3 protein-coding genes are annotated in these 813 nt (G+C 27.9%); all 3 read left to right on the top strand.

Annotated elements, in window-relative coordinates:
* A partial coding sequence (locus AZI32_RS19110; protein ID WP_345968969.1) for a precorrin-6A/cobalt-precorrin-6A reductase occupies window positions 1-442 on the top strand: 442 nt, incomplete at its 5' end.
* Window positions 432-701 (top strand): precorrin-6A/cobalt-precorrin-6A reductase, encoded by a 270-nt coding sequence (locus tag AZI32_RS19105; RefSeq protein ID WP_345968968.1) that lies wholly within the window; start codon window positions 432-434, stop codon window positions 699-701. The genes AZI32_RS19110 and AZI32_RS19105, both read left to right, overlap by 11 nt.
* A gap of 2 nt (window positions 702-703) precedes the next feature.
* The coding region (locus AZI32_RS17150) for a sirohydrochlorin cobaltochelatase (RefSeq protein ID WP_206406651.1) at window positions 704-813 on the top strand (110 nt) is incomplete at its 3' end.

Raw genomic sequence — 813 nt, 5'->3', positions numbered from 1 at the left:
TATTTTACTAAATAGTCTAAAAAAAGATTATATAGTTTGTGTAACTACTAACTATGGAGCTGACTTAGCTAGTAAGTGTGCTGAAAATATAGTAATTAAGAGAATGGATAGAGACTATATGACTAAGTTTATGAAAGATAACAAAATAAGTTTAGTGATAGATTCAACGCATCCATATGCAATAGAAGTATCAAAAAATGCTATCGAAGTTTCAGATTTTTTAGGAATAAAATATTTGAGATATGAAAGAAAATCTCTTTTAGATAATTTAAATTATGAAAAGGTAGTAGAAGTAAAAAGTGTTGAAGAGGCTTATCAAAAAGCAAATGAATTAGGTAGTAATATATTTTTAGGAACGGGAAGTAAAACTATAGGCGAGTTTGTAAAAAATCTTAAAAATAAAAATATAGTAGCAAGAGTTTCGCCAACAAGTGATGTGTGAAGATGTAGGGTTGAATGCAGATAATATAATAGCTATGAAGGGACCTTTTAGTGAAGCTATAAACGAGCAAATGTATAAACACTACGATATAGACTTAGTTATAACAAAAGAAAGTGGTATAGAAGGTGGATTTTTAGAAAAAGTGAATGCAGCTAAGAATTTAAATATACCGGTAGTAGTTATAGTAAGAGAAAAGGTAAATTATAAGACAGTAGTTAATGAAATAGAAAATATAACGAATTTCATAGTGGAGGATTAAAAGTGAAAAAAGCAATTTTAGTTGTTAGTTTTGGGACAAGTTACAAAGAAACAAGAGAAAAAACTATAGAGGTATGTGAACGTAAGATAAAAGAGGCATTTAAAGAATATGA

This window comes from Clostridium sp. ATCC 25772, from assembly GCF_001573875.1.
In the GTDB taxonomy this organism is placed as follows: Bacteria; Bacillota; Clostridia; order Clostridiales; family Clostridiaceae; genus Clostridium_J; species Clostridium_J senegalense.
This window is presented reverse-complemented; position numbering and strand designations above follow the sequence as displayed.